Origin of the sequence: Nocardia iowensis, from assembly GCF_019222765.1 — a bacterium.
GTDB classification, from domain to species: domain Bacteria; phylum Actinomycetota; class Actinomycetes; order Mycobacteriales; family Mycobacteriaceae; genus Nocardia; species Nocardia iowensis.
This window is the reverse complement of the sequence record NZ_CP078145.1, coordinates 8,730,206-8,753,006: the sequence shown is the minus strand read 5'-3', so window position 1 is coordinate 8,753,006 and position 22,801 is coordinate 8,730,206. Positions and strand designations below refer to the sequence as shown.

General features: G+C 66.9%; 24 protein-coding genes. 14 read left to right on the top strand and 10 right to left on the bottom strand.

The window, feature by feature from the left end; genetic code table 11:
- Position 1 precedes the first annotated feature (1 nt).
- The 3 genes from KV110_RS40440 to KV110_RS40430 all read right to left on the bottom strand — a co-directional run bounded on the left by KV110_RS40440 (position 2) and on the right by KV110_RS40430 (position 3,254).
- Positions 2–880: a carbohydrate ABC transporter permease gene (locus tag KV110_RS40440; RefSeq protein WP_218472358.1), complete on the bottom strand. Its 879-nt coding sequence runs from the start codon at positions 878–880 to the stop codon at positions 2–4.
- Positions 880–1,812 (bottom strand): carbohydrate ABC transporter permease, encoded by a 933-nt coding sequence (locus KV110_RS40435; protein ID WP_246634852.1) that lies wholly within the window; start codon positions 1,810–1,812, stop codon positions 880–882. The genes KV110_RS40440 and KV110_RS40435 overlap by 1 nt, the downstream gene beginning before the upstream one ends.
- Before the next feature lie 137 nt (positions 1,813–1,949).
- Entirely contained in the window at positions 1,950–3,254 is a 1,305-nt protein-coding gene (locus tag KV110_RS40430) for an ABC transporter substrate-binding protein (protein ID WP_218472356.1), read from the bottom strand.
- A 121-nt stretch (positions 3,255–3,375) separates the two neighbouring features.
- Between KV110_RS40430 and KV110_RS40425 the strand changes: the two genes are divergently transcribed.
- Both KV110_RS40425 and KV110_RS40420 read left to right on the top strand, forming a co-directional pair.
- Positions 3,376–4,242 (top strand): DUF2786 domain-containing protein, encoded by an 867-nt coding sequence (locus KV110_RS40425; RefSeq protein ID WP_246634255.1) that lies wholly within the window; start codon positions 3,376–3,378, stop codon positions 4,240–4,242.
- A gap of 34 nt (positions 4,243–4,276) precedes the next feature.
- Complete coding sequence (locus KV110_RS40420; RefSeq protein ID WP_218472355.1) at positions 4,277–4,795, top strand: TIGR04338 family metallohydrolase; 519 nt, start codon at positions 4,277–4,279, stop codon at positions 4,793–4,795.
- Here the strand turns inward: KV110_RS40420 and KV110_RS40415 are convergent, their stop codons facing one another.
- Positions 4,796–5,773: an o-succinylbenzoate synthase gene (locus KV110_RS40415; protein ID WP_218472354.1), complete on the bottom strand. Its 978-nt coding sequence runs from the start codon at positions 5,771–5,773 to the stop codon at positions 4,796–4,798.
- Between the two features lie 103 nt (positions 5,774–5,876).
- Here KV110_RS40415 and KV110_RS40410 point away from each other — a divergent pair, with 103 nt between their 5' ends.
- Both KV110_RS40410 and KV110_RS40405 read left to right on the top strand, forming a co-directional pair.
- Positions 5,877–6,242, top strand: coding sequence for a hypothetical protein (locus tag KV110_RS40410; protein WP_218472353.1), 366 nt, complete (start codon positions 5,877–5,879; stop codon positions 6,240–6,242).
- Positions 6,243–6,283: 41 nt separating this feature from the next.
- Complete coding sequence (locus KV110_RS40405; protein WP_218472352.1) at positions 6,284–6,604, top strand: hypothetical protein; 321 nt, start codon at positions 6,284–6,286, stop codon at positions 6,602–6,604.
- 40 nt (positions 6,605–6,644) lie between these two features.
- Here the strand turns inward: KV110_RS40405 and KV110_RS40400 are convergent, their stop codons facing one another.
- Positions 6,645–7,814: a thiolase family protein gene (locus tag KV110_RS40400; protein WP_218472351.1), complete on the bottom strand. Its 1,170-nt coding sequence runs from the start codon at positions 7,812–7,814 to the stop codon at positions 6,645–6,647.
- 99 nt (positions 7,815–7,913) lie between these two features.
- Here KV110_RS40400 and KV110_RS40395 point away from each other — a divergent pair, with 99 nt between their 5' ends.
- The 3 genes from KV110_RS40395 (at position 7,914) to KV110_RS40385 (ending at position 10,069) form a co-directional block, all read left to right on the top strand.
- Complete coding sequence (locus KV110_RS40395) at positions 7,914–8,447, top strand: winged helix-turn-helix transcriptional regulator (RefSeq protein WP_218472350.1); 534 nt, start codon at positions 7,914–7,916, stop codon at positions 8,445–8,447.
- A gap of 412 nt (positions 8,448–8,859) precedes the next feature.
- Positions 8,860–9,477 (top strand): hypothetical protein, encoded by a 618-nt coding sequence (locus KV110_RS40390; protein ID WP_218472349.1) that lies wholly within the window; start codon positions 8,860–8,862, stop codon positions 9,475–9,477.
- A 4-nt stretch (positions 9,478–9,481) separates the two neighbouring features.
- Positions 9,482–10,069 (top strand): hypothetical protein, encoded by a 588-nt coding sequence (locus tag KV110_RS40385; protein WP_218472348.1) that lies wholly within the window; start codon positions 9,482–9,484, stop codon positions 10,067–10,069.
- Positions 10,070–10,224: 155 nt separating this feature from the next.
- Here the strand turns inward: KV110_RS40385 and KV110_RS40380 are convergent, their stop codons facing one another.
- Positions 10,225–11,307 carry an ABC transporter ATP-binding protein gene (locus KV110_RS40380; protein WP_218472347.1) on the bottom strand — a complete coding sequence of 361 codons (1,083 nt, stop codon included), beginning with the start codon at positions 11,305–11,307 and terminating at the stop codon, positions 10,225–10,227.
- A 298-nt stretch (positions 11,308–11,605) separates the two neighbouring features.
- Between KV110_RS40380 and KV110_RS40375 the strand changes: the two genes are divergently transcribed.
- From KV110_RS40375 to KV110_RS40350, 6 genes are all read left to right on the top strand, one after another.
- Positions 11,606–12,400: an LLM class F420-dependent oxidoreductase gene (locus tag KV110_RS40375; protein WP_218472346.1), complete on the top strand. Its 795-nt coding sequence runs from the start codon at positions 11,606–11,608 to the stop codon at positions 12,398–12,400.
- A gap of 171 nt (positions 12,401–12,571) precedes the next feature.
- Positions 12,572–14,368: an ABC transporter substrate-binding protein/permease gene (locus KV110_RS40370; RefSeq protein WP_218472345.1), complete on the top strand. Its 1,797-nt coding sequence runs from the start codon at positions 12,572–12,574 to the stop codon at positions 14,366–14,368.
- An 84-nt stretch (positions 14,369–14,452) separates the two neighbouring features.
- Positions 14,453–15,178: an amino acid ABC transporter ATP-binding protein gene (locus KV110_RS40365; RefSeq protein WP_218472344.1), complete on the top strand. Its 726-nt coding sequence runs from the start codon at positions 14,453–14,455 to the stop codon at positions 15,176–15,178.
- 90 nt (positions 15,179–15,268) lie between these two features.
- Entirely contained in the window at positions 15,269–15,565 is a 297-nt protein-coding gene (locus tag KV110_RS40360; protein ID WP_218472343.1) for a hypothetical protein, read from the top strand.
- 31 nt (positions 15,566–15,596) lie between these two features.
- Positions 15,597–16,436 (top strand): alpha/beta fold hydrolase, encoded by an 840-nt coding sequence (locus KV110_RS40355; RefSeq protein WP_246634254.1) that lies wholly within the window; start codon positions 15,597–15,599, stop codon positions 16,434–16,436.
- A gap of 57 nt (positions 16,437–16,493) precedes the next feature.
- A complete protein-coding gene (locus KV110_RS40350) occupies positions 16,494–16,781 on the top strand; it encodes a type II toxin-antitoxin system Phd/YefM family antitoxin (protein ID WP_218472342.1) in 288 nt (95 codons plus the stop codon).
- Between the two features lie 3 nt (positions 16,782–16,784).
- Here the strand turns inward: KV110_RS40350 and KV110_RS40345 are convergent, their stop codons facing one another.
- Genes KV110_RS40345 through KV110_RS40330 form a run of 4 tightly spaced genes read right to left on the bottom strand, consistent with a single transcriptional unit; the run spans position 16,785 to position 21,940 of the window.
- Positions 16,785–18,047: a CHAT domain-containing protein gene (locus KV110_RS40345; RefSeq protein ID WP_218472341.1), complete on the bottom strand. Its 1,263-nt coding sequence runs from the start codon at positions 18,045–18,047 to the stop codon at positions 16,785–16,787.
- Entirely contained in the window at positions 18,044–19,564 is a 1,521-nt protein-coding gene (locus tag KV110_RS40340) for a tetratricopeptide repeat protein (protein ID WP_218472340.1), read from the bottom strand. Before KV110_RS40340 ends, KV110_RS40345 begins: the two co-directional genes overlap by 4 nt.
- Before the next feature lies 1 nt (position 19,565).
- On the bottom strand, positions 19,566–20,594 hold the full coding sequence (locus KV110_RS40335; RefSeq protein WP_246634253.1) for a hypothetical protein: 1,029 nt from the start codon (positions 20,592–20,594) through the stop codon (positions 19,566–19,568).
- Positions 20,594–21,940, bottom strand: coding sequence for a hypothetical protein (locus KV110_RS40330; RefSeq protein WP_218479483.1), 1,347 nt, complete (start codon positions 21,938–21,940; stop codon positions 20,594–20,596). The genes KV110_RS40335 and KV110_RS40330 overlap by 1 nt, the downstream gene beginning before the upstream one ends.
- A 145-nt stretch (positions 21,941–22,085) precedes the next feature.
- Here KV110_RS40330 and KV110_RS40325 point away from each other — a divergent pair, with 145 nt between their 5' ends.
- Positions 22,086–22,619: a lipoprotein LpqH gene (locus tag KV110_RS40325; protein ID WP_218472339.1), complete on the top strand. Its 534-nt coding sequence runs from the start codon at positions 22,086–22,088 to the stop codon at positions 22,617–22,619.
- Positions 22,620–22,801: the final 182 nt, after the last annotated feature.

Sequence of the window (22,801 nt, the reverse complement as noted above, 5' to 3'; positions counted from 1 at the left end):
TCTAGCTCTTGACGCCGCCCGCGGTGAGGCCGGAGATGATGCGGCGCTGGAACAGCAGGACCATGATGACCAGCGGGATCGACACCATGACGCCCGCGGCCATGATCGCGGCGTACGGCTCGACCAGCGGGTTGTTGCCGGAGAACCGGGCGACCGCGACGGTCACCGGCTCGGTGGCGCCGCTGGAAAGCAGTCGGGCCAACAGGTATTCGTTGACCGCGGCGATGAACGCCAGGATCGCGGTGGTGAACACCGCCGGCGCCGCCAGCGGCAGCATCACCAGCCGGAACGCCTGCAATTTGGTGGCGCCGTCGATCCGTGCGGCCTCTTCGAGTTCCCACGGCAGCTCGGCGAAGAACGAGGCGAGAATGTAGACGGTCATCGGCAGCACGAACGAGATGTTCGGGATGATCATCGCCTGGTACTTGCCGATCCAGCCCAGATTGGTGAAGAGCTGGAACAGCGGGGTGACCAGCACGACCACCGGGAACATCGACGCGCTCAGGATCAGCCCCGACACCAGGTACTTGCCGCGGAAGGTGAGCCGCGCCAGCGCGTACGCGCCGAGCACGCCGAGCACCAGCGCGATCACGGTGGTGACCGAGCCGATGATCACGCTGTTGGCCAGCGCCTTGCCGAAGTTGTTGCCGCGGCTGGTGTCGAACGCGTTGCGGAAGTTCTCCAGCGTGAGGTGTGTCGGCCACGGCGGGCCGCCGAAGGTGTAATCGGGATCGCGGAACGCGGTGACGGCCATCCAGTAGAACGGCCCGAGTCCCCAGATCAGCACGATCGCCACGCCCACGTACAGCCGCACCGAACGAAGCCGCTGGGTCCACGGAACCGATTGCCCGGCAGGCTTTTCAGCAGTCCGAACCGACATCAGTGCGCCTCCCGCTGTTCTTCCTGGGTCCGAACGGCGTTGGCGCCGAGCACCTTCACCAGCACGAAGGCCACGGCGAAGATCATCAGGAAGGTGATTGTCGACAGTGCCGCCGCGCTGTTGGGGCCTTGCCGAACCTGATCGACCACCAGGATCGACACCACCCGGGTGGACGGGTTGTTCAGCGTCATGATCGCGGGCAGGTCGTACATGCGCAGCGCGTCCATGGTCCGGAACAGCACCGCGACCAGCAGCGCGGGCTTCAGCAGCGGCAGCGTGATCTGGGTGAACCGCTGCCAGGCCGAGGCGCCGTCGACCTTGGCGGCCTCGTACACGTCGGCCGGGATCACCTGCAATCCCGCCAGCAGCAGCAAGGCCATGAACGGCGTCGTCTTCCAGACGTCGGCCACGATCACCGCGAACCGCGCGGGCCATGCGTCGGAGGTCCACAGGATGTGCGTGCCGAGCACCCGGTTCACCACGCCGTCGTACTGGAACATGAACTCCCACAACCGCGCCGTGACCGCGGTCGGGATCGCCCAAGGAATCAGCACCGCGGCGCGCAGCAGCGCACGTCCCTTGAAGGTCTTGCCCATCACCATGGCGAAGCCGAGGCCGAGGGTGGCCTCCAGCGTCACGGTGACCACGGTGAAGAACAGCGTGACGCCGATGGCCAGCCAGAACTGCGACCCGAGGTTGCCGGTCGGGCAGGACACCGTCTCGCCCGCGGCCTGGCACTGCTGGAAAAGCCAGTGCGTGTAGTTCGAGAAGCCCGCGCTGCCGCCCTCGACGAACATGCCCGTCACCGGGTCGAGGCCGGAATCCTTCTGGAAGGACATGTACAACGCGCGGACCACCGGATAACCGATGACCACGGCCAGCGCGAGCAGTACCGGCGCTACGAACAGCCAGGCTTTGCCGGAGCGGCGCATTTCCAATGCCAGGGTTTCGCCGAAGCCACGCTTGCGTGGCAAGAACTCATCATTCGGCACAGTGCTGGCCGCTCCCGAGGGATCCGACACCGTTTCTCTCTCCTACGGGTCTCGTCGGGTCCGTTGCGCTATCCGCTCTACGATCCCGCGGTCTCGATGCCCTTCTGCATGCCGATGATCGCGTCGTCGACGGACTTGTTCTGCTTCAGCGCAGCATAAGCGTTGTCCTGGATGGCCTTCGACACCGCCGGGTAGAACGGCGTGACCGGGCGCGGCACCGCGCTGGCGATGGAATCCTTGAGCGCGGGCAGGTACGGCATCTTCGCGATCAGCGCCGGGTCGTCGTACATCGAGGCACGCACCGAGGGCAACGCGCCCGAGGCGATGATGTGCTGGGCGTCCTCGCTGATCAGGAAGCGCAGGAAGTCGAGCGCGGTGGCCTTGTTCTTGGAGAACGCGCTGATCGCCGCGTTGTAGCCGCCGAGCGTCGACGCGCCGACACCGTTCTCACCGGGCAGCGGGGCGACGCCGAACTTGTCCTTCACCGAGGAGGCCTCGCCGCCGACATCACCGTAGGTGGACGGCCAGGAGCGCAGGAACATCAGCTTGCCCTGGGCGAAGGCATTGCTGCTCTCCGGCTCCTTGAAGGTGATCGCTTCCTGCGGGATGTCGCCGTTCTTGTACGCGTCGACCAGGACCTTCAGTCCGGCCCTGGACTGCGGGCTGTTCACCGTCGGCGTCTTGCCGTCGGCGCCGACGAAGCTGCCGCCGTAGGCGTTGATCACCTCGGCGGTGTTCACCGTCAGGCCCTCGTAGGGCGCGAACTGCCCGGCGTAGCAGCCGATGTTCTGTTCCTTGGCGATCGTGCACTGGTCGAGCAGCTCGGTCCAGGTCTTCGGCGGGTTGGGCACCAGGTCCGTGCGGTAGAACAGCAAGCCGCCGTTGGTGTTTCGGGGTGCCGCGTACAACGTGTTGTTGTAGGTCGCGCTGGCGACCGGCGGCGAGAGCAGCGCGGAGGTGTCGATGGCGAAGGAATCCTTCAGCGGCTGCAGCCAGCCCTTCGCGGCGAACTCGGCGGTCCACGGCACGTCGAGCGCGACGACGTCGTAGTTGGACTGCTTGGACCGCATGTGCTCGACCAGGTCGTCGTACTGCTGCGAGGCGTCGTTCGACTGTTCCTTGAACGTCACCTGCTCGTCCGGGTGCGCGGCGTTCCAGCGCTCGATGAGCTGCTTGACCGCGCCGGTCTCGGTGGTGTCCTTGCCCTCGACATAGGTGATCGGGCCGCGACCGGTGAGGTTCTGGCTCGTCGGACTTCCGCCGCTGTCACTGGAGCAGGCGCTGGTGAACGTCGCCGTCAGCAGCGCGACCGACACGGCCGCGATCGCGGCCGCCTTCGGTACGAGCGACGTACGTAGGGACGACACCTTTTTCACAGCCATCGTGGACACTCCAGATCAATCGTGAGCAGTAGCACACCCTGCCGGTTGCACAACGCAAGATACATGGTGTGGGAGTGACTCGCGGGATTGTGGCCGGAAGTGCTGGCTAGTCTTGCGTGTGATGACTTCGCCGAACCCGGTTCCCGAGCGGATGCTGACACGCATCGGTGGACTGCTGCGCCAGGCCGAATCCACCGATAACGAACACGAGGCGGAGGCTTTCCTCGCCGCGGCGCAGCGGCTCGCGACCCGTTCGTCCATCGATCTCACGGTGGCGCGCGCGCACATCGCGGGACGTGAGCGCAGGCCGACGCCGATTCAGCGGATCATTCCGATCGGCGAGCCTGGCAAGCGCGGGCTGCGCACCTACGTCCAATTGTTCGTCGCGATCGCGGCGGCCAACGATGTGCGCTGCGATGTCGCTCGGACATCGACACAGGTGTACGCCTACGGTTTCGATTCCGATATTGATACCTGCGAGGCGTTGTACGCGAGTCTGCTCGTGCAGATGGTGCGTGCGTCGGACCAATACATCAAGTCGGGGCAGTACCGTTCGGCCACGGTGGAGAAGGTGGTCATCGAAAAGCGCTGGGGGCGAAAGGTGCAACGCCGGGTGCAGGCGCCGGTCGCGGGCGTGACGGCGCGGCTGAACTTCCAGATGGCGTTCGCCGCGCGGATCGGCCAGCGACTGGCCGCGGTGAAGGCGGAGGTCGAGGCCGAGGCGGTGCCGGCGGACAGCACGGCGGCAGGCACCGCGCTCGCGTTGCGCAACAAGGAGATCGAGCTCACCGACTTCTACACCAGCACTTCCGAAGCGCGTGGGACCTGGCGCGGGCCGCAAGCCTCCGCCGGACATTCGGCGGCGGCGCGGCGGGCCGGTGATCGGGCGGGGAAGGCCGCGCGGCTGGGCACCTCGCCCGAACTCGGTGCGCCCCGTGGACAATTGACGACGCGGAAGCCGCGCGGTTCGAACAACGGTTCAGCGTGAGTCGTTCGGGTCGCGTATCGGCGCGGGTAGGACGATGCTCGTGAGCGTGCGGGATTCACAGCGCGCCAAGGTGTACGACGCGGAGCAGTTGGTGCGCGGCATGTTCGATCGCGCGGACGAACACGGCGGTCGCACCGTCGAGCTGTACGGTTCACATCTCACCCTGCCGATCGAACGGCGGTTCGCCTCGGTCGATTCCGTGCAGGCCTACACCGACAAGGTCCTCGCCCTCAATTGGGTTCGGGCCCAATGGGATCGCGCGGGCACGCCGGTCCGGGTCCGGTCCAGGGCCGGAACGACCGCCGCCCACTACGAGGCCGACGACGCTGTCCTCGCGGTACCCCTGTACGCCGGCGGCACCGCGTGGGCCTTGCGGGAATTGGTGGTCCTGCACGAACTGTCGCACCATCTCGAGGCCGCGCCCGGCTCGGTCGCCGCGCACGGCCCCGAATTCTGCACCCGCTACCTCGAATTGGTCGACGGGATCATCGGGCCGGAGGCGGCGCTGGTGCTGCGCGCGACCATGCTCGGCTGTGGTGTGCGCCTGGGGTAGTCAGGCCGGTGGCTCGACCAGTCGCAGCACCCGCTCGAGCCGGTCCCGCCACCACGCGACCCGGTCCGGGTCACGCTGCCGGTACTGGTCGAGCAGGGCGGGATCGGGCTGCGGCGCAGTCCTCGGCACTGGAAGGTATCCGTCGACCGGCCGCAGCGAATCCGCCACCACATCGCCGGTGAGCAGGGACAGTGTGCCGAGTCCGCAGGCGAAGTCGAGTTCGGGGATGGCGCCCGCGAGGGCGAGCTGGGCGGCGAGACCGACGCTGGTTTCCAAGGCCGAGGAGACCACGCAGGGGAGACCGGCGGCCTCGGCGACCCGCAGGGCGCGGCGGACTCCGCCCAGCGGCGTGCATTTCAGGACCGCGATGTCGGCGGCGCCAGCGACGGCGACCCGCAGCGGATCCTCTGCCCGGCGAATGGATTCGTCGGCGGCGATGCGGACGTCGACGCGGCGGCGGACCGCGGCCAGTTCCTCGATGGTCCGGCAGGGCTGTTCGGCGTATTCCAAACCGCCTGCGGCCTTGTCGATTCGGGCGATATGGGCGACGGCGGTGTCGACATCCCAGACGGCGTTCGCGTCCACCCGGACGGCGCCGCTCGGACCGAGCGCGGCCCGCACCGCCTCGACCCGGGCCAGGTCCTCGGCGAGCGAGTCGGGATGGTCGGCGACCTTCACCTTCGCGGTGCGGCAGCCGGATCCCGCGACGATCGCGTGCGCACGCTCCGGGTCGACCGCGGGCACCGTGCAGTTGATCGGAATCCGGTCGCGCACCGGTTCCGGCCACCCCACCGTCACCTGTTCGAGCGCGGTGGCCAGCCAGCCCGCCGCCTCCCGGTCGTCGTACTCGGTGAACGGACAGAAGTCGCCCCACCCGAGCGGACCCCGGATCAGCATCCCCTCGCGCACGGTGATGCCACGGAACCTGGTGCGCATCGGGATCGCGTAGACGATGCTGTCAGCAGCGTGATCGGTCATCGCGGCCCAGCTTAACGAGCCGGCACACCGGGTGGATTCCGCTCATCCGGATCTGAGTAGTTCTGCGGTCGTCGCCGCGCCCGCCTGCCGCGATGCTCAATTCATGACCTGCTACGGCACCACTGCCTACGGGCAGCCGCGGACGCGGACCTGGGATCTGGTGCTTGCCCTGGTGTTGTACGCCTGCACGGCGGCGCTGGGCCTGGTCGCGGCGTACTTCACCGTCTTCTTCGCCTTCGCCACCGATCCGTGTTCACCGAACAAATGTCGTGAGGGCTACCTGGTGGCGGCCTTTGCGGTGTCCTGGGGCGGGACCGCGCTCGCCTTGCTCGGCTCGCTGGTGATGATCATCGTGGCCGCGGTCAAGCGCTGGTACATGTGGTACTGGCCGGTGCTGGCCATGGTGCTGATCGTCGCCACGTTCGTCGGCGGGGCGGTACTGGCCTCGGAGGTCTACCCCCGGCCGTGAGTCGGCCTGCCGGTCGATGATCCTTGCGTCATTCTGGGGGTATGGCGTGGGACCAGTTGCCGAACCTGGCACGCGCGGTGCTGGGTTCGTTGATCGCGATCGTATTCGCCTTGTTCGCCGCGTCTTTCGTGACGCTCTACGAGTTGGTGGCGCGGGATACGCAGGGAGCGCGGTATCTGGCGGTGGCGCAGACCCTCGCCTGGACCGGCATCGCCGCGTCGCTGATCTGGGCGGTCGTGCTGATGGTGGGAAAGCTGCGCAACCGAACGCCGATCGCCTGGACGCCGCTGATCGCGGTGCCGTTGATCATCGAATCCTGGCTGGTGGGCTTTCTGATCGCGCTGGTGCTCGCCTCGGTCTGACGCGGTACCCACCCCACAGCAGGTACCGCGTCAGGACCTGTCAGACGCGTTCGAGAATCATCGCGTTCGACAAACCGCCTGCCTCGCACATGGTTTGCAGGCCGTAGCGTGCGCCGCGATCCTGCATCGCATGCACCAGCGTGGTGGCCAGCCGGGCACCGGAGGCACCGAGCGGGTGCCCGAGGGCGATCGCGCCGCCGTTGACGTTCACCTTGGTCAGGTCGGCGCCGGTGTCGTGCGCCCAGGCGAGCACCACCGGGGAGAACGCCTCGTTGATCTCCACCAGATCGATGTCGGACAGCTGAAGTCCGGCACGCTGCAACACCTTCCGGGTCGCCGGGATCACCGCGGTGAGCATCAGCAGCGGATCGTCGGCCGCGACGGCGAAGCTGTGCAGCCGGGCCAGCGGCTTCAGCCCGAGCTCCTGCGCGCGCTCGCTGGTCATGATCAGCACCGCCGCGCTGCCGTCGCTGACCTGGCTCGCGGTTGCCGCGGTGATCTCCCAGCCGATCTGCGGGAAGCGAGCAGCCATGGCCTCGTCGTAGTAGGCGGGCCGCAGCTTGGCGAGGGTGTCGAGGGTGCTGCCGACCCGGATTCCTTCGTCGGTGGTCAGCCCGTTGATCGGTGCGAGCTCGTTGGCGAACAAGCCGTTTTTCGTTGCCAGCGCGGCTTTTTCGTGGCTACCGAGGGCGAACTCGTCCAGTTGTGTGCGGGTCAATCCCCACTTGGCGGCGATCAACTCGGCGCTGATCCCTTGCGGCACCAGGCCTTCCGGGTAACGCTCGGCGAAGCCGACGCCGGAGAAGTCTTCGGAGCCGATCAGGTTGGCGCCCATGGGGATCCGCCCCATCGATTCGACACCGGCGGCTACGACGATGTCGTAGGCCCCGGAGATCACGCCCTGGGCGGCGAAGTGGATCGCCTGCTGGCTGCTGCCGCACTGCCGATCCACCGTGGTCGCGGGCACGGATTCGGGGTAACCGGCCGCGAGTGCCGCCCGCCGTGTCATATTGGCGCCCTGCTCGCCGACCTGGGTGACGATGCCGCCGATCACGTCGTCGATCAGCGCGGGGTCGATGCCGCTGCGCTGCACCACCTCGTTCAGGCTGTGCGCGAGCAGGTCCACCGCATTGATGTCGTGCAGTGCGCCGTTCGGCTTGCCCTTGCCGATCGGGGTGCGTACCGCCTCGACAATCACCGCGTCTCTCATGGTGCTTCCTTTCGGACCGAGAGCCCGGCGGCCGTGCCTGGCTCTATCAACACATAGTCAGGTTACACCTGGCAATACTTGAGGCAAGTCAGCTCGGCTATGATGTTGGTCATGGCAGCAGTGATGGAAGGGCCGTTGGCCGATCTGAGCTCGTGGCAGCCCGTGGACTGCTCGATCGCCAAGGCGCTCGAGCTGGTGGGCACCCGCTCGGCGATCCTCATCCTGCGCGAGGCGTACTACGGCACCACCCGGTTCGACGGCTTCGCGCAGCGGGTCGGCATCACCGACGCGGCCGCGGCCACCCAGCTCCGCAAACTCACCGAAGCGGGCCTGCTCGCCAAACAGCCCTATCAAGAAGAGGGCAAACGCACCCGCCACGAATACGTGCTCACCACCATGGGCCGCGACCTGCTCCCCGCCGTCCTCGCCCTCATGCAGTGGGGCGACGCCTATCTCCAGCCGGGCCCCGCCCCCCTGCTCCTGGTCGAAGAATCCACCGGCGCCCCCGTCCGCGTGCAGGTTCGCAGCGGATCGGGCCGCGAGATCGCCCTCGAAGAACTCGGTGTTCGCGTCAACGACGAATACCTCGACGTCATCCGCGCCCGCAAAGCCAAGGGTCGAAACACCCAATAGCAATGCGCCGCAGTGTAATCCGACCACGATTCACTGCGCGACACTCCGCTGTATCTGAACACCGATAGCGGGCAATGCTACCGGCGGCCAGACCGTCCTCAGCGTGGTCGGCGGCGCAGAGCCTGGCATCTCTCCGATCGGTAGACGGACATCTCCGGACAAAAGTCCAGGGCAGTCAATGGTTCGTCACCGCGTCCCGTTCGGATCGACGACGTCGTACCAGGCGGCGAGCCTACCTATGAACACCTCAGATGGGCAGGGAGGTGAACACCGAATTGACTGTGCTCCGGTCCGGAAAAATTCTCCGAAACTGGGAACCGATCAGCGGGGCCTGCCGTCTAACCCTGTGACAAAACGAGTTTCGGGCCTGCGCTGGAGCTGTTGACAGGCCAGAACACCAGGGGGACACGTCATGAACCTTTCCCGCACGGCCGGTCTGGCCGCACAGGCGACCCATCTCGGCCGCTCTGCCGGATTCAGTGAATGGACCCGCGATCGCACTCGCAATCGCGGAAACGACTGTGCGACATCGGCTTTTCCGACTGACCGCGGCGCTGACCGGACCCGGGCAGTCACGTCGAGGCCGGGGGGCCGATTCAGTCGAATACTTTTCTTTGCAGTGGTATCGACGATCCTGATGATCACGGGTGTGCAGGCCTCTGGAGTCGCACAGGCCGACTACCAGCCGTGCACCAATTACAGAGTCACGACCAACTGGGGCAGAGTCGAAGTGGACACCAGGCCAGCGGGAGCGGACTCTATCGGCAACATCGCATGGGCCATGTTCATCAACAACACAGCCCATATTCCCGGCAGGTACGACTACCAGATACGGATCAACGGTAAGACTTTGCTGACGGAAGCGCGGCACAAGGACGACAACCTGCACATGACGATTCCTCGGTATCAAGACGGGCGTTACGTATACGAGTCGGGGGACGAAATCCAAGTAATCGCCTCCCACGCCGCTGGCAACGTTCTGTACGTGACCCCTATCAACCGTTGCACCGTCCCCTATTCGGCAGGATAGCTATATGGATCAGGAGATATCGAGGCTAGGCGCCGACCTGCTGGCGGCCGACATCGAGTCGGCTCTCGGCTTCGAGGTGCACATCGACGAAACTATCCCCGAGCATCTCCGCAGCCAACCTTCCCCACCGGCGTGGTGGATCGAATTCACCGTCCCGGCCTTGAACGTCCTCGTTGGCTGTGCCCCTGGCGAGCACACCCCCAGCGGTGTGGCGTGCAGACTGGCCCGGGGAATCCAAGACGACGTCCTGGCTCGTAGCGGAAAGATTTGGCCCGCCGACCCGGAGGGTGGGGACCAGCCGTTGCTTCCCACCGACGACGGATGGCACGGCCCTGGCGGCTCGATACCGTACGGACAGGTCAAAACGGCGAGCAATCCCGATCCGAGCCTCGACGGGGTGGTCCGCTGGTGGCTCCCTCACAGCTACGACGGTCTCATCGCTAGTACGTCCGGCGACGTATGGTTCTCCCTCTGGCAATACCAGGGCGACGAACGACGCATCACACCGGGCATGCCGGTGACATGGACCGTTGGCGAAGGCCGACATGGAAAGTACCGCAAGGCAAGCGAAGTCCGGCCAGCTCAGCCGTAACCGATAGGACCCACTCACCGACGGACAGTGATCGCCGGCGCCGAAGTCAGCAATCCTGCAGGGTCCGCGTGAGCGTGCTCTTCTCGGGGTCGAAGGAATGTGGCGCACAGCCATTCGCTGTGCGCCACATCAGAAGCTATGCAGCTGAACGGCTTTCAGTTCAGGCGGCGGCCGTCTTGGGCGGAGAAGAAGTAGGTGTGGGTGGGGTCGGTGGAGAGGCGCAACCGGGTGCCCTTGGCGGGCGGGTTGCGCCAATCCGCGCGGGCCACAATGGTTTCGCCGACGGCGTTGCCTTCGGAGGTGGTGCGGCCGTAGATGTAGGCGTCGGAGCCGAGTTCCTCGACTACGTCGACTTCCATTTCGATGCCGGAGGCCGCGCCGTCGAGCTCGAAGTGCTCGGGGCGAATGCCGACCGACACCGAGCCCTCGGCGGCGTCGATGACCGAGCGCGGCAGCGGTAGTTCGTGGCCGCCGAGCGAGACGGTGCCGTTCGAGACCGGGAGCGTGAACAGGTTCATCGCGGGCGAGCCCATGAATCCGGCGACGAACACGTTGACCGGATCCTGGTACAGGTCGCGCGGCGTCGCGCACTGCTGCAGCAGACCGTCCTTGAGCACCGCGACGCGGTCGCCCATGGTCATCGCCTCGACCTGGTCGTGCGTGACGTACACGGTGGTGGTGCCGAGCCTGCGCTGCAGCTGCGCGATCTGGGTGCGGGTCTGCACCCGCAGCTTCGCGTCCAGGTTGGACAGCGGCTCGTCCATCAGGAACACCTGCGGCTGGCGCACGATCGCCCGGCCCATCGCGACGCGCTGACGCTGACCGCCGGACAGTGCCTTCGGCTTGCGATCCAGGTACGGCTCCAGGTCGAGCAGCTTCGCCGCCTCCTGCACCCGCTTCTGTGTCTCCGCCTTGGCGACCTTGGCCAGTTTCAGCGCGAAGCCCATGTTCTCGGCGACGGTCATGTGCGGGTAGAGCGCGTAGTTCTGGAACACCATCGCGATATCGCGTTCCTTCGGCTCGGCGTGTGTCACGTCTTTCGAGCCGATCAGGATCCGCCCGTCGCTGACGTCCTCTAGACCGGCCAGCATGCGCAGCGAGGTGGACTTTCCGCAGCCCGACGGGCCGACGAGAACGAGGAATTCGCCGTCTTGGATCTCCAGATTCAACTGGTCGACAGCGGGTTTGGTCGATCCGGCGTAGAGCCGGGTAGCGCGGTCGAAGGTCACCGTGGCCATGACAAAATCACATCCCATCACCGGCAGGAACGTGCCGGACGATCCGAGTAAGGGTTGACCGGCGACATTACTATGTCTGCTCGATTTCCGCTCGAATTGCTCGAGTTCGCGCGCAAGATGGTCGTACTCGGGTGGCGTTGGGCTCGCGCGCCCCCGGACGCGGAATCGCCTGTCGCCCGGCATATCCCGACATCGCAGATCAGAACGCGATCCGCCCCCGCCGAATCGCCGGGCTGGATTTCGGCCGCGCCGGTAGCCTCGATCAGGGAAGTCAATCCGCAGCGACGAGGAGTCATCCATGAGTCGAGCCGTTCGTATAGGAGTACAGCTACAACCTCAGCACGCACCCAAGTACGGACTCATTCGTGACGCGGTGCTGCGGGCCGAGGACGCGGGTGTCGACATCGTCTTCAACTGGGACCACTTCTACCCACTCTCCGGTGACTCCGACGGCGCGCACTTCGAATGCTGGACCATGCTCGGCGCCTTCGCCGAGCAGACCGAACGGGTGGAGATCGGTGCGCTGGTCACCGGCGGCGGCTACCGCAACCCCGAGTTGCTCGCCGATATGGCGCGCACCGTGGACCACATCAGCAACGGCCGCCTCATCCTCGGCATCGGCGCGGGCTGGTTCGAGAAGGACTACAACGAATACGGCTACGAGTTCGGCACGCCGGGCACCAGGCTCGCTCTGCTGAAGGACAACATGGCCCGGCTCAGCGCCCGGCTGAAGAAGCTGAACCCGCAGCCGACCCGGGACATCCCGATCCTCATCGGCGGCGGTGGCGAGAAGAAGACCTTGCGCCTGGTCGCCGAGTACGCCGACCTGTGGCACAGCTTCGCCGACCTCGACGCGCTCGCGCACAAGAACAAGGTGCTCGCCGACCACTGCGCCGCCGTCGGCACCGACCTGTCCCAGATCGAGCGCTCGGTGCCGTGGCCAGGTATCGAGAAGGCCCCGGCCTTCGTCGACGCCGGTGTGTCCCTGTTCACCGTCGGCGTCAGCGGCCCGGGATACGACCTGAGTGAGGTCGAGCAGGCGGTGCGCTGGCGCGACGAGGTGAACCCGGAACCGGTGAGCGGACTCGCCTGAATCCTGGCTGACCTGGATTGCCGGGCGCGATGTGCCCCGGCGACGCCGAGTTCGGATCACGGTGATCCGAACTAGGGCGTTGCTGGTCCGACTTGTCATGGCCCAGGTGGCGGTGCGCGGCCGCTGGGGTAGCTGCGGGTTAGCACTCGGGCGCGGCTAGGGTTCTTCATCATGGCTGGTCTGCCCGCTGTGCGGTCTCGTGCGTTGATCGCCGTGATATTGCTTGCTGTCGGTCTCGCGGCCACGGCGTGCGGTTCCGGCTCCGATGATGCGTCGTCGGCGCGCGATCTGTGTGCGCCGCCGGGAGTGAGCGCGGCATCGCCCGCGCCGACGAACCTGGCTTCCGCGCAGTCCGCGGGCACGGACAAATACACCACCGCGACCACCGCACCGCTGACCTCGATCGATACCTCGAAGCTCGGGCTGATCACGCCGGGCAAGCTCAGCGTCGGCACGCTGTCGGACGCGCCGCCGAGCATCTGCGTGAACGGGCAGGGCTCGTTCACTGGTTTCGACAATGAACTGCTGAAGGCCATCGCCACGAAACTGGGCTTGCAGGTGGAGTTCTCGGGCACCGAGTTCGCCGGCCTGCTGGCCCAGGTGGCGGGCAACCGCTTCGACGTCGGCTCGTCGAGCATCACCACCACCGACGCGCGCCGCCAGCTGGTCGGCTTCACCAATGGCTACGACTTCGGCTACTTCTCCCTCGTCGCCCCCAACAGCAGTGCCATCAAAGGCTTTTCGGACTTGAACCGGGGCACCAGGATCGCGGTTGTGCAGGGCACGGTGCAGGACGAGTACGTGGTCAACACGCTGCATCTGGATCCGGTGAAGTTCCCCGACTACAACACCGCCTACGCCAACCTGAAGTCCGGCCAGGTCGACGCCTGGGTGGCACCGTCGGCGCAGGCGGAGGGCGCGATCAAGCCGGGCGATGGAACCGCGGTGGTGCAGAACACCTTCAGCCTGGACAACTTCGTCGGCTGGGCGGTCGCCAAGACCAACCAGCCGCTGATCGACGCACTCAACAGCGGCCTCGACGCGGTGATCGAGGACGGCACCTACGCCAAGCTGTACAGCGACTGGGTGCCGAGGGAACTGCCGCCGGGCTGGAAGCCGGGTTCCAAGGCCGCGCCGCTGCCGCAGCTGCCGGACTTCGCTGCCCTTGCCGCGGAACATCAGCCGGAAGCCGCCGTGCAGAACGCGCCGAAATCCACGCTGCAACAATTGAAGGACACGTTCTTCGATTGGTCGTTGTACCGCAAGGCCTTTCCCGACCTGCTCAAAACGGGTTTGCCGAATACCCTGATCCTGGCGGTGGTTTCGGGTGTGCTCGGCACCGTCCTGGGCATGCTGCTCGCGGTGGCGGGCATCGCGCGGACCCGCTGGCTGCGCTGGCCGGCCCGGGTCTACACCGACATCTTCCGCGGCCTGCCCGCTGTGGTGATCATCCTGTTGATCGGCCTCGGCATCGGCCCGGTGGCCCGCAATGTGACCGGTAACAACCCGTACTGGCTCGGCGCGGTAGCGCTGGCATTGCTGGCATCGGCCTATATCGGCGAGATCTTCCGTTCGGGTATCCAGTCCGTCGAGCCCGGTCAGTTGGAGGCGGCCCGCGCCATCGGCTTCGGCTACCGGCAGGCAATGACCCTGGTGGTCATTCCGCAGGGCGTCCGGCGGGTGCTGCCCGCACTGATGAATCAGTTCATCGCGCTGATCAAGGACTCCTCGCTGATCTACTTCCTCGGCCTGCTCGCCACCCAGCGCGAACTGTTCGCGGTCGGTCGCGACCTCAACGCGCAGACCGGAAACCTCTCCCCGCTGGTGGCCGCGGGCCTGGTCTATCTGCTGTTGACCATCCCGCTCACCCACCTGGTGAACTACATCGATCGCCGCATGCGCACCGGACGGCCGGACAAGCCGATCGATCCGCTCGAGGCCGCCACGATCACGGAAGGGCGCGGATAGACCATGAGCGAGCGGAGCGAGGGAATCGAAAACACAGCGCCAGGAGGCGATCATGCCGGAACCGAGCGCCAGCGAGGTGGAGGCATGAGTGCCTCCCTCACCGCAACCGGACTGCACCTGACTCTCGGGCACAACCACGTGCTGCGGGGCATCGACATCCACGTCGACGCGGGCAAGACCACCACGGTCATCGGCCCGTCCGGCTCCGGCAAGTCGACGTTGCTGCGCGTGCTCAACCGCCTGTACGAGCCGGACCAGGGCGATGTGCTGCTCGACGGCAAGTCCGTGCTCACCGAGGACCCGGACAAGCTGCGCCAGCGCATCGGCATGGTGTTCCAGCATTTCAACCTGTTCCCGCACAAGAGCGTGGTCGACAATGTCTCGCTCGGCCCGCGCAAGCTGCGCGGACTGTCCAAGGAGGAGGCGCGGGCGGTCGCGGTGGAGCAGCTGGAGATCGTCGGGCTGTCCGACAAGGTCGATACGCGGCCCGCGAACCTGTCCGGTGGCCAGCAGCAACGGGTCGCGATCGCCCGCGCGCTGGCCATGAAGCCGGAGGTGATGTTCTTCGACGAGGCCACCTCGGCACTGGATCCGGAGCTCGTCAAGGGCGTGCTCGCGCTGATGGCCGACCTGGCTTCCGGTGGCATGTCGATGATCGTGGTGACCCACGAAATGGGTTTCGCCCGAACGGTTTCCGACAGCGTGGTGTTCATGGACGAGGGTCAGGTCGTCGAGACGGGCACGCCTGACGCGCTGTTCGACAACGCGTCGACGCCGCGCCTACAGCGCTTCCTCTCCCAGGTGCTGTAGCACACCCTTAGTTAACTTTATTGATGCGCATCTGCTAATGTGTTGTCGCTCACAAATCCATCTGTCCACGCTAGGAAAGAGGGAGATCTGATGACAACGGCGCACATGCAGCACACCGAGCACGACCACGCCCACGGCCCCGGCTGCGGGCACCCGGCGATCGAGCACGGTGACCATATCGACTACGCGCACGACGGGCACCTGCATCGCGAGCACGACGGTCACTACGACGAGTGCGAGCCGAGCGGCCACACCGAGCACACCGACCACGCGCACGTGCACGGCGACAATTGCGGGCACGACGCCGTCCAGCACGGCGACCACGTCGACTACATCCACGACGGCCACCGCCACGCCGCGCACGACGGGCATTACGACGAGCACTGAATGGTCGGTGTGAGGTTCTAGAGTCACCTGCGTGATCGAGGCGATAGAGATTCCCACCGCTGCGGGGACGTTCGATGCGTTGGCCTGCGGGGATGTCGGCGGACGTGAAGTCATGCTGCTGCACGGGTTTCCGGAGGCGGCCATCGAGTGGGAGTTCCAGCTCCATGCGCTCGGCGGCGGTGGGTGTCGCGTGGTAGCGCCTGATCAGCGGGGATATTCGGCAGGGGTGCGGCCCTCGCAGGTCGTCGACTATCGGCTCGATGAATTGGTCGGCGATGTCGCGGCGATCGCCGACCAATTGGGTTGGCAGCGGTTCGATCTGGTCGGGCACGACTGGGGGGCCCACGTCGGCTGGGCGGCAGCGGCGGAGATGCCGGAGCGGATACGCAGTTTCACCGCGGTGTCGGTGCCGCATCCCGCTGCCTTCCGGCGGGCGATGACCGAGGACGAGGATCAGGCGCAACGGTCGCAATACTTTTCGCTGCTGCGCAGGCCGCGGGTGGCCGAGCGGGAGCTGCTCATGGACAACGCGGCCGGGCTCCGGAAAATATTCGAATGGAAGATCCCGGAAGAGCGCATCGATGACTACGTCGAGCGGCTCGCCCAGCCGGAAGCGCTGACCGCGGCGCTGAATTGGTACCGGGCCATGCACCTGTCCGGGCCGACCGCGCCGGTGACGGTGCCGACGCTGTACGTGTGGAGCACCGAGGACAGCACCATCGGCTCCGCGGCGGCCTTGGCCACCGAGAAATACGTGACCGGCCCCTATCGATTCGAAATGCTCGAAGAAGTGTCGCACTGGATTCCCGAGCAGGCACCCGAGGAATCGACCCGGCTGATTATGCAGCATCTGCTCGCGCACCGTACGTGATGCTAACGAGACGGTGACACGCCGATCCAAAAGGGCGCGCCGCTCCGAATGCGGAGCATGCCCAACACGAATACGCGCAATCTGCACGAGCTGTCCTCGGACATCGGCGCCGTCATCCGCGACGTGGTAGCAACCGGCGAAGACGCGATCATCACCGACGGCGGCACCGAAGTGGCGGTGATCATGTCGATGGCCGACTATGAGCGATTGCATCTGTACGCCGAGCTGGCGGACGCGGCGCGGCCGGGCTACGCGGGTTCGACCGAGTTCAGGGCGATGTCGATCTCCGAGATGCTCGATCTGCTCGGTGTGCATCCGACGGTGGTGCGCAACTCCCGTGGCTGAGGCCTACGTGCGCACGGTGGCGAAGGCCGACCACAGTAGCGGCGAGTGTTCGATGGTGCGCTCGGTGCGCCAGGCGGTCAGTCGTTCGCGTTGCCAATCGGCGAGCACGGCGACCGGGTCAGGTTGTTCGTGTGCCGCGTCGATGGCGCAAATGGCCTGTTGCAGGGGATAAGCGTCCGGTGGCGCGCCCGCGATGCGGTGGAAAGCGAGGTCGGTGGGCAGTGGCCAGCGGCTGGCCGTCACCAGTTCGGCGCCGCCGCTGATCATGGCCGCGGTCAGGCCGAGCGCCTCGGTGAAGCGCATGTCGCCGCCGCTCTCGCAGGCGATCAGGGCCACTCGGCTCGGCAACGGCCAAAGGTCGCGGCCATCAGTGGGTTCTGCGGTGCGGGTGTGGGTGCCGAGCAGAAAGTCCTTGGCGGACAACGGGCGATGAGTGCGGGTCGGCACGGCGAAGCCGAGCGTGTCGGCAGTGCAGGCCAAGTGGAGTTCGGCGTCCTCGCTCTGACCGGACTCCGGGGATGCGGCGGTGACGTGGCCGACGTAGATCAGGCGGCTCGCGCCAGCGCATAGCGATGCGCTCAGCCAGGTGCGGTCGGTATCGGTCCGGCGGAAGGCCTCCGTCGGGTCCAGCACCGCGGGCAGCAGGCGTTCCTGTGCGGCGTAGTCGGCAATCCGTTGGGCAAGTGGGGCATCCGCCCGCATGCGACCGAGTACCGAGCCGAGGATCGAGTCGGCGCGGAAGCCGGGGATGCGGGGGTCGAGCACGGCGACGACGGGTGCGCTGTGCGTCTCGGCCCAGCTGCGCGCGGTGCGTCCTGGTGCGTGCACGAGGCTGGCCGGGGCAAGCAGGCTGACGTCCGCGATGTCGATCAGGCGCAGGTCCGGGCTTGGCGCGATGAGCTCCCACGGGACCTGCGCCGCCCGCGGCGACGGTTGCAGTCGGATGTGCGGGCGGATGCCACGCTGATACAGCTCGTACAGCTGCGCGGCCAGGCCGTAGGGCAGCAGCGCGCGCGAAAGCGACTGGGCAACAAGGCACTCGGTGTCATGATCGGCGAACGCACCGGTCGTCATGGCTCGTTCGAGCCCACCGGGTTCGGCCGGGTGCGGTAACGCGTCGGACAGTCGCCGCACGGCCGCGAGCACCGGTTCGCCCGGCAGCATGGCGGCGCCCCGTTGCATGGTGTCCCCGGCCCACCGCCAGGACATGTACAGATCTCCCGCATCCGCCATGCGCAGCACGGCGGTCGGTTGCCCCTGCGTCATATCGTCAGCACCCGGCTGTCTCGGATCACCCGGCCATAGCGTTGTTCGGCGGCGGCGATATACGGCGCCAGCGCGATCCGGCCCTCCGCGGCGAGTGCGAGACGTGGCGGCGGCGAGACCGGAAGGCCCGCGCCCGCCGCGACCTCGGCCAGCGCCGCGCCCAGTTGGAGTGCGGCGGCTCCGGGATGCTGGGCGAGTTCGGGCGGCGGGTCGAGGAGTTCGAGTGGCAGCCGACCGGCGCGGCCGTCGTCGGATCTATCGATGTTCAATGTCGTACCCGCACACTGTGTTTCGATCAAGTCGGCGAGGAGCAGGCCATCGCCCGCCAGGTAGGCGAACCGAAAGGCCAATCGCATGGCGGGGTCGGCGATCTTGCGGTGCCATTGGTCGCGCTGGCTACCGTTGGGCAGGGTGTAGCGCACCGCGTCGATGGCGAGCGCTGCCGGAACGGCCAGGTCGACCGCGCGCGCGAGCAACTCGGCGGAAGGCGAGTCCTCTGCGGCGACAGCGCCTTCCAGCAGCGTCGCATGCCAGAAATCGAGCTGGGCGCAGTGCAAGCCGAGACCGCGTTCGGTGTAGGCGTCGAACGCCTCGGCAAGCAACGCTTCGCATTCCTCGTACTGCCCGGTCTTGAAGGCCACCGTGGCCAGACGCATGCGCAGGTCGGCGGCGTCCAGCACCGCGCAGGACTCGACGAAGTACGCCAGGCTCCGGATGTAGAGGGCCTTGGCCTGCTCGAGATCCTCGCGGCCTTCGGCGAGGAAAGCCATTGTCTTGAGGCCGATTCCGGCACGGTAGCCGAGTCCGGCCTGCTCGAAGTACTGCTGGCTGGCGTGCAGCGGCGCTTCCGCCTCGTCGAAGCGATCGAGGCGAACCAGCATGGTGGCGAGATTCTGCTGGGTCTCGGCGACGGCATTGCGGTCGCCCGCCGCCTCGAACGCGGCGAGGGCCTGCTGGCCGAAGTCAACGGCGAGGTCACGGCGTCCGGTCTCGAAAAACGTGGCGGCCAGGTTCATCAGCGGATGTCCGGCCAGCTGTGGCGCGAACCGCCGTGCCGCGTCGAGCGATTCGGTGGCGAGTTCGGCGGCATCCGCCCAGTGCTGGCGATGCAGCGCGACGGCGGTCAACGACAGCAGACAGGACACCCGCAGGACGCCCTGATCGGTGCTGTCGGCGAGCAATTCGCGCGCCTGCTGCAATGCGTCCTGGGCCGCGTCGAGCTCGCCGAGGTGCTGCAATGCCTGCGACATGTTGACCAGCGCGTTGGGGCGTAGCCGGGGCGCGTCCGCGGGCATGGCGGCGAGTGCCTCGCGATACAGGCTCAGCGATCTGGCGTGGTCGCCGAGTTCGTCGGCCATGCTCGCCGCGTTGACGATGGCGCCGAGGCGGACATCGCCGGTGGTGGTCCGAGCGGCGTCCTCGAAGATGCGCAGCGCTTCGGCAGTATCACCGCGGGTGTACGCGTCGGCACCCGCGGCGAGCTGCGCACGGCCGTCAGCGGCTGTTTCCTCGTCCATGTCAGAAATCCGAATCCGATGCGGCAGCTGCCATTTCGGCGAGCAAAGGCGCGTCAGCGAGGTTATCGGGCGTTTCGGTCGCGCGACTCAGGCGTAGGGCGGCAAATTCGCGCACCCGCTGCCGATTGTCCGGGCCGCTACTTTCGGCGCTGTCCTCGACGCCGACGCCCGGGACGGAAACCTGCACGGCCACGCCGGATTCCGCCCCGACGGGCGCGGTGACCTCCGTGGTCCACGCATCACCGTCGAGCGCCAGCGTTGCCTCGATCGTTCCGGCGGCCGTCCGTACCAGCGCGTGTGGGAGCAGATGCCGCGGCACGTCGCCACGCAGCTGAGGTGCGGCGACCACCCGCACCAGCACCGTCGTGGTTCCCGCACCCCGCACCACGGCCCACGACACAGCGTTGTCGGACGCATCGAGCAGCCCTGGTGGGCAATGGCGCCAATCCCATCCACCGGTGCCTCTGGCCAGCACCAAGACGCCACTCGGCACGGAAGTCGCCGGGCCCGCGGCGAGGGCATAGTCGTCGGTGCGGCCTCGGATACCCGGCAGTTGGCCGGTCTGCGCTACGAAGGACGCATCGGCGCCGTCGACGAGCATCTCGCATTCCCCGGACAGCGCGGCGATCTCGTCCAGCAGCAACCGCTCGTCCAGTGGCGCGATGCCATCGATGATCGACGCAGGCCACCACCGTGCCGCCCAGTGCGCGTACCCGAGCCGCCACGCGCTCGCGACGAGCTCCGGCAAGCCGGGGACGACACCGAATTCGCCGGTGCCACCCGCATCGACCGCCAGCGCGATCTCTTCGCCGAAGACGGCCCAAAGCCACTCTTGCGCGAGCTGCACGTCATCGATGACGGCCGCCGGAATGGTCTGTCCACCGAATAGCTGCCAGGTCAGATGCCCGCCCGCCACCTCCAACACCAGCACATCGCTCCCCGCCGCACCATCGAGGACGGTCGGCGCACCGTCGGGCGCGATGATCCACAGCCCGTCGGCAGCCCGCCGAATCCGCACCGTGTCGTTCATCAGCTCGCCCTCGATTCCGTCGAGTCCGGTTCGGCCGCAATGACACTCAGCGCCTGCTTGACGCGCGTCCGGTGGTCGAGGATGACCGAGCGCGCCACCCCGTCGAGTAGATCCCAAAGTTCGTCCGGATCCGACACCGAGAACTCGCGAACATCCCGACCGTGCAGGCGAACCCACAACCGGCGCAGGTACGGCCGCCACGGCGTGGACAACTCCGCGGCGATGGCGGCCAGGGGCCCGGACGGCGGTGAATCCGTGTCGATCCGCACCACCAGCCGCCGAGCCTGTAGTACGTACGCCTCACGTTGCCAGCGGCTGTTGATAACTCGATGCGCGGTGGTTTCCCGCGGCGGCAAACGCGTCACGCCGAGATGCGGACGGTGCCCTCGTACGGCTGTCCCGATCGGCGAGAGCCCGTTCGCGAGGACGATGCCTGCCGTGGCCGCTACCCGCAGGGTTTCATCCAAAAGTGCCCAGGGCGAACAACTCCGGGCAATCTCGGTCGCCACCAACTCAGGAATGGGCGGCAGCTCAGCGCGTTCGCTGGACGTCTGCAAAGCGGTGAACACGCGCTCGTATACGGTGCGGTCGAACGGCAGGCCGAGGGTGGATTTCGAAGCTCCCGCACCGACCGCGGGCGGCTGGGGCACCAGGTGGGCCGTGAGTCCGAGGCCATTTGCGGAGTAACCGGATCCATTCCGCCACAGTCGTATTCCGGCGTGCGTACCCGCGTGGGTTGCGACGAGGCGATCCAGCTCGGCCTGCCCGTTGGCCGCACTCTGCCCTAGACGGGCAGCGGCACACGCGTCGAGCAACCCGGTCAGTGTAACGGCGTGATCGCCACCTGGCGGACCCGTCAACGGCCGCCGTTGCCAGGCGACTTCGACCAGTGCCGCGAGCTCCGGAGCCCGTTCGGCGACGTAATCCTTCAACGCCTGGGTAGTGCGGCCCGCCGCGTATTCGTGCACATCGCGTAAGGCCGCCTCGGCTACCGCTTTGTCCCGCAACGGATTCGGCATGCCTGCCGTTGTCGCGAGCTCGAAACAGCGCTGAAAGTACAGATCCTGTGGATTCCCCTCGGTGATCCGCAACGTCCGCCGTACCTGTTTGAGCACGGTGAACCAGGCCGCCGTCGCGCGCAGCACATCCGCCGCGGCGTGCACCCGTGCGGCGAGCAACACGGCGCCGTCGGCCGTAACGATCGGCCCGGCACACGCCGGATGCTGTACCGGCCGGATCACCAGCGGATCGAGGATGAGCTTCACCGTGCGGCGCAACGGCCCGCCGTGCGGACCGCTGAGCGGTTCGACGCCGTCGAGCTTGCGCCACACCTCATCGAGCACCATGGCGCGCGGTCGTCGCATCCGACCAGGTTAACGGACTTTTGTCCGATTCGACCCGGGAAAAACCTGGGATCGGTAGGGCGCGAACGGTTCCTACCTTTCTCGTATCGGCCCAGCCACCCCGGGCCGCACGAACCTAGGAGAAACCATGAACACCAAGTCCGTCACCGCCACCCTCGTCGCCGCTGCCGCCGCTGCCACGCTCTTCGTCACCGGTTGCAGCGACGACTCCAGCAGTGCCCCTGCCAAGTCCTCCTCGGCGGCCCCTGCCCCGCAGGCCGATCCGGCGTCGTCGAGCAAGTCGACTGCCTCGGTCGACGGCAAGGCGTTCGACGCGAAGTTCACCACGACGTGCGCCGAGCAGGGCGGCACGCTGGCCCTCGCGCTGACCGACACCGCCAACGCCGCCTACGGCAACCTGTCGGTGAGTGCCACCATCACCGGCACCGACACCGTGCAGGCGGTGGGCATCGCGGGCAGCAAGGGCGGCGACTCGGGCCAGCCCTACGCCGTCGGCTTCGGCAACGGTATGCCGGGCGGCTCGGCCACGCTCACCAAGGACGGCAACACCTACAAGGTCACCGGTGAGGGCGTCAGCGCCGATCTGACCAATCCGCTCGCCGGCCCCAAGACCTCGAAGTTCGACATCACCTTCGCCTGCTCCACCGTCGTCGGCGGCTGAATCGTGCTCGGCCCGCTCGAGTTCCGTTCGAGCGGGCCGACAGCATCGGCACCAACCGCTGGATCACCGCCGCACTCGCCGGGCTGGGCAATAGTGCCGAGTTCCGCGCCAGCAAACTGAGGGTTACCTAATTGGCCAGCTGTTCATCTGTATGTCGTTTCCGGATTGTCCGAATCATTTAC

Coding starts and splice junctions, on each gene's coding strand:
- KV110_RS40440 (WP_218472358.1), bottom strand. CDS start 880: ATGTCGGTTCGGACTGCTGAAAAGCCTGCCGGGCAATCGGTTCCGTGG.
- KV110_RS40435 (WP_246634852.1), bottom strand. CDS start 1,812: ATGCGCCGCTCCGGCAAAGCCTGGCTGTTCGTAGCGCCGGTACTGCTC.
- KV110_RS40430 (WP_218472356.1), bottom strand. CDS start 3,254: ATGGCTGTGAAAAAGGTGTCGTCCCTACGTACGTCGCTCGTACCGAAG.
- KV110_RS40425 (WP_246634255.1), top strand. CDS start 3,376: ATGACTTCGCCGAACCCGGTTCCCGAGCGGATGCTGACACGCATCGGT.
- KV110_RS40420 (WP_218472355.1), top strand. CDS start 4,277: ATGCTCGTGAGCGTGCGGGATTCACAGCGCGCCAAGGTGTACGACGCG.
- KV110_RS40415 (WP_218472354.1), bottom strand. CDS start 5,773: ATGACCGATCACGCTGCTGACAGCATCGTCTACGCGATCCCGATGCGC.
- KV110_RS40410 (WP_218472353.1), top strand. CDS start 5,877: ATGACCTGCTACGGCACCACTGCCTACGGGCAGCCGCGGACGCGGACC.
- KV110_RS40405 (WP_218472352.1), top strand. CDS start 6,284: ATGGCGTGGGACCAGTTGCCGAACCTGGCACGCGCGGTGCTGGGTTCG.
- KV110_RS40400 (WP_218472351.1), bottom strand. CDS start 7,814: ATGAGAGACGCGGTGATTGTCGAGGCGGTACGCACCCCGATCGGCAAG.
- KV110_RS40395 (WP_218472350.1), top strand. CDS start 7,914: ATGATGTTGGTCATGGCAGCAGTGATGGAAGGGCCGTTGGCCGATCTG.
- KV110_RS40390 (WP_218472349.1), top strand. CDS start 8,860: ATGAACCTTTCCCGCACGGCCGGTCTGGCCGCACAGGCGACCCATCTC.
- KV110_RS40385 (WP_218472348.1), top strand. CDS start 9,482: ATGGATCAGGAGATATCGAGGCTAGGCGCCGACCTGCTGGCGGCCGAC.
- KV110_RS40380 (WP_218472347.1), bottom strand. CDS start 11,307: ATGGCCACGGTGACCTTCGACCGCGCTACCCGGCTCTACGCCGGATCG.
- KV110_RS40375 (WP_218472346.1), top strand. CDS start 11,606: ATGAGTCGAGCCGTTCGTATAGGAGTACAGCTACAACCTCAGCACGCA.
- KV110_RS40370 (WP_218472345.1), top strand. CDS start 12,572: ATGGCTGGTCTGCCCGCTGTGCGGTCTCGTGCGTTGATCGCCGTGATA.
- KV110_RS40365 (WP_218472344.1), top strand. CDS start 14,453: ATGAGTGCCTCCCTCACCGCAACCGGACTGCACCTGACTCTCGGGCAC.
- KV110_RS40360 (WP_218472343.1), top strand. CDS start 15,269: ATGACAACGGCGCACATGCAGCACACCGAGCACGACCACGCCCACGGC.
- KV110_RS40350 (WP_218472342.1), top strand. CDS start 16,494: ATGCCCAACACGAATACGCGCAATCTGCACGAGCTGTCCTCGGACATC.
- KV110_RS40345 (WP_218472341.1), bottom strand. CDS start 18,047: ATGACGCAGGGGCAACCGACCGCCGTGCTGCGCATGGCGGATGCGGGA.
- KV110_RS40340 (WP_218472340.1), bottom strand. CDS start 19,564: ATGGACGAGGAAACAGCCGCTGACGGCCGTGCGCAGCTCGCCGCGGGT.
- KV110_RS40335 (WP_246634253.1), bottom strand. CDS start 20,594: ATGAACGACACGGTGCGGATTCGGCGGGCTGCCGACGGGCTGTGGATC.
- KV110_RS40330 (WP_218479483.1), bottom strand. CDS start 21,940: ATGGTGCTCGATGAGGTGTGGCGCAAGCTCGACGGCGTCGAACCGCTC.
- KV110_RS40325 (WP_218472339.1), top strand. CDS start 22,086: ATGAACACCAAGTCCGTCACCGCCACCCTCGTCGCCGCTGCCGCCGCT.